The 3456-nt window shown below is 70.4% G+C and carries 4 protein-coding genes; 1 reads left to right on the top strand and 3 read right to left on the bottom strand.

Annotation, left to right across the window (positions count from 1 at the left end; all coding sequences use genetic code 11):
• The 3 genes from efeO to map form a co-directional block, all read right to left on the bottom strand.
• On the bottom strand, nucleotides 1–1152 hold the full coding sequence (efeO, locus tag AC51EU_RS28705) for an iron uptake system protein EfeO (RefSeq protein WP_496270009.1): 1152 nt from the start codon (nucleotides 1150–1152) through the stop codon (nucleotides 1–3).
• Nucleotides 1153–1447: 295 nt separating this feature from the next.
• Nucleotides 1448–2119: a biliverdin-producing heme oxygenase gene (locus tag AC51EU_RS28710; RefSeq protein WP_496270010.1), complete on the bottom strand. Its 672-nt coding sequence runs from the start codon at nucleotides 2117–2119 to the stop codon at nucleotides 1448–1450.
• A 149-nt stretch (nucleotides 2120–2268) separates the two neighbouring features.
• A complete protein-coding gene (gene map / locus AC51EU_RS28715; RefSeq protein ID WP_496270011.1) occupies nucleotides 2269–3126 on the bottom strand; it encodes a type I methionyl aminopeptidase in 858 nt (285 codons plus the stop codon).
• 67 nt (nucleotides 3127–3193) lie between these two features.
• Here map and AC51EU_RS28720 point away from each other — a divergent pair, with 67 nt between their 5' ends.
• Nucleotides 3194–3433 carry a hypothetical protein gene (locus AC51EU_RS28720; protein ID WP_496270012.1) on the top strand — a complete coding sequence of 80 codons (240 nt, stop codon included), beginning with the start codon at nucleotides 3194–3196 and terminating at the stop codon, nucleotides 3431–3433.
• Nucleotides 3434–3456 lie beyond the last annotated feature (23 nt).

The raw sequence follows: 3456 nt of genomic DNA on the forward strand, positions 1-3456 counted from the left end.
TCAGCGGCGCGGCGCCACCGCGGCGGCCAGCTTCGACAGCGGCTCGGCCAGCGCGTTGACGGCGTCCGACAGGTCCTTGCGGTCGTCCTTGCCGACGGTGTCGTACGCGACGAAGCCGCCCGCGGCGTCGCGGTCACGGTGCTTGTCCAGCGCGGCGCGGATCGTGCCGAACTGCTTGTCCAGCTCCTTGGCCAGCGCCGGGTCGTTCTTCGCGGCGACCGGCTTGAGCAGGTCGTACGCCTTCTGCGCGCCCTCGACGTTGGCCTCGAAGTCGACGAGGTCGGTGTGGCTGTAGCGCTCCTCCTCGCCGGTGACCTTGCCGGTGGCCACCTCGTCGAGGAGTTCCTTGGCGCCGTTGGCCATGCTGGTGGGGGTGATCTCGGCGGTGCCGACGCGCTTCTGCCAGCCCTTGAGGTCGGTCATCAGCCGGCCGGCGAGCTTCTTGTCCTCGGCGGAGATCTTCTTCTCGTGCCACAGGGACTTCTCCAGCCGGTGCCAGCCGGTCCACTTCTGGCCGTCCTCCAGGCCGTCCTCGCGGACGTCGACCTTCGGGTCGATGTCGCCGAAGGACTCGGCGACCGGCTCGGTGCGCTCCCAGCCGACGCGCGAGAGGGCGTAGGTCTTCTTCGCGGCCTCGACATCGCCGGCCTTGACCGCGTCGGTGAACTTCCGCGCGGCGGGGAGGGTCTCGTCGGCCTGCTGCTGGACGTAGTGGCGGTAGGCGGAGACGGCGGCGTCGAGCCGGGGGTCGCGGCGGTCGTCGGCGCCCTTGCCGGTGGCGGTGACCTTCTGGCGGATGCCGTCGCCCTTCATGCCGGGCTTGCAGGCGACCTCGTAGTGGCCGGGCTTGATCTCGGCGGTGATGGTGGCGCGGGTGCCGGGGCCGATGTTCTCCCGCTCGGTGACGATGCGGTCGCCGGGCGCGTAGACGTAGACCTCGGTGACCTTGGCGCCCTTGTTGCTCACGGCGAACTGCACATGGCCGGCCGGGAACTCCTTCGCCGACAGCTCGCAGGAGGTGTCGGTGGCGTTCACCTCGATGGCGCCCTTGCCGCCCGCCGCCGTGTCGTTCTTGGCCGCGCAGCCGGTGACGGCGGTGAGTGCCGCGGCCGCCGCGAGGGCGGTGGCGGCGGAGGAGCGGAGGGCTCGCATGGGGGACTCCAGTCGGGGTCGGCGGTACGGAACCGGCGGAACTCAGGCACTAAGGCATGCCTAAGTTAGCCGAGCCCTCTCCGTGTCCGACCCACTCGTCCAGTGATCCCGCTCTCATGGGACACGGCGCGGTCACGGCCCGGAACGGTTCCGGTCAAGGGGAACCCATGAACGGGTCAAGGTAAGGGGTGCGGGACATTGCGGATCATGACGGGCTTTTTTCCCGCTCCCCGGACGGCGGGAGGGGCGGGCGCGGCCCCGCCGGACGCCGCGCCCGCCCCTCCCGGACGCCCTCTCAGGCGCTGAGCGGGAACTCCTCGCCCAGCTCCCGGAAGACCGCGGTGTTCAGCGCGAAGGCGCGCTTGCACTCGTCGACGACCCGCTGCTTCTCCAGGTCGTCCACCGGCAGGGCGTCCAGCAGTGCGCGGTACTCGCGCTTGAACGCCGCCGGGTTGCCGATGTCCTCGAAGACGTAGAACCGCACCCCGTCACCCTTGCGGGCGAAGCCCCAGGTCTTCTCGGCGGCGCCGCGGATGATCTGGCCGCCGGAGAGATCGCCGAGGTAGCGGGTGTAGTGGTGGGCGACATAGCCGGCGGGCCAGTCGCGGGCGCAGTGGGTGACGCGGTCGGCGTAGGCGGCGGTGGCGGGCAGCGGGGTGAGGCCGGTGCGCCAGGAGGGGCCGCCGAGGTGGGCCAGATCGCGCTCCAGTTCGGCCGTACGGGCCAGCTCGGGGCGGACGAAGGGGCCGGCGACCGGGTCGCCGGCGAGGTCGGCGGAGGCGCCCTCCAGGGCGCGGTAGACGAACCACAGCTGCTCGGTGTAGCGCCGGTAGGCGGTGATGCCGAGCCCGCCGCCCAGGAGGCGGCTCATGAACGAGGAGTTCTCGGCCTCGGCGTGCTGGGCGTGCGACGCGTCGCGGATCTGCGTCGAGAAGGGCGTGGACGGGGTCGGGTGGGACGCTTCCAAGACGGGCCTCCGGGGACCGAGGGGAGCGGACGGGCGCGGGCCGAGGAGCCGTGCCGTCGGCGCTTAGGCTTACCTAACTAGTTAGGTAAGCCTAAGTCAATCCCGGCCTGTTTCCGACACGCTGTCGGTAAAAGCGTACTCCGAACGGCTCACGGAAGCGTGAGGATCTCCGCTCCCGTCTCCGTCACCACCAGGGTGTGCTCGAACTGCGCGGTCCGCCTGCGGTCCTTGGTCACCACCGTCCAGCCGTCGTCCCACATGTCGTAGTCGTACGAGCCCAGCGTCAGCATCGGCTCGATGGTGAACGTCATGCCCGGCTTGATGTCGGTGGTGTGGTGGGGGCTGTCGTAGTGCGGGACGATCAGGCCGGAGTGGAACGAGGTGTTGATGCCGTGGCCGGTGAAGTCCCGGACCACGCCGTACCCGAACCGCTTGGCGTACGACTCGATGACCCGCCCGATGATGTTGATCTGCCGGCCCGGCTTCACCGCCTTGATCGCGCGGTTCAGCGCCTCCCGGGTGCGCTCCACCAGCAGCCGGGACTCCTCGTCCACCTCACCGCACAGATAGGTGGCGTTGTTGTCGCCGTGCACACCGTGGATGTACGCGGTCACGTCCAGGTTGACGATGTCGCCGTCCTTGAGGACGGTCGAGTCGGGGATGCCGTGGCAGATGACCTCGTTGAGCGAGGAACACAGCGACTTGGGGAAGCCGCGGTAGCCGAGCGTCGAGGGGTAGGCGCCGTGGTCGCACATGAACTCATGGGCCACCCGGTCCAGTTCATCGGTGGTCACCCCCGGGGCGATCAGCTTGGCGGCCTCCGCCATCGCCTGCGCGGCGATCCGGCCGGCGATCCGCATCCGCTCGATCGTTTCGGAGTCCTGCACCTCGGGCCCCGTGTACGGGGTGGGTGCCTCCTTGCCGACGTATTCGGGGCGTGGGATCGAGGCGGGCACGGGACGGGTGGGGGAGATCGTCCCAGGGACAAGAAGCGACTGGCCAGACATGCCAGCGAGTGTATCGGCGGGGCATCGGGCAGGATGGCGTCAGCAACGGCACCCACGGGAGGCGGCGATGGCCCTCTTCAAACGGCGTACGGTCGGCAGGCCCGGCGAATGGTTCTACTGCCTGCGCCACCAGAAGGTCGAGGAAGGGCCCGAGTGCCGGGCCGCGGACCGCTTCGGCCCCTACGCCACCCGCGAGGAGGCGGCCCACGCGATGGAGACCGCCCGCGAACGCAACCTCGAATGGGAGACCGACCCGCGCTGGCACGACAAGAGCGGGGGCGGGAAGGGCGGGGGGGCCGAGGACTGAGCCGGGGCCCGGGGCCGGCACGG

This window comes from Candidatus Streptomyces philanthi (genome assembly GCF_059553635.1).

Excerpts from the sequence above, each read along its gene's own strand:
- efeO (WP_496270009.1), bottom strand. The coding sequence starts at position 1,152 with ATGCGAGCCCTCCGCTCCTCCGCCGCCACCGCCCTCGCGGCGGCCGCG.
- AC51EU_RS28720 (WP_496270012.1), top strand. The coding sequence starts at position 3,194 with ATGGCCCTCTTCAAACGGCGTACGGTCGGCAGGCCCGGCGAATGGTTC.
- map (WP_496270011.1), bottom strand. The coding sequence starts at position 3,126 with ATGTCTGGCCAGTCGCTTCTTGTCCCTGGGACGATCTCCCCCACCCGT.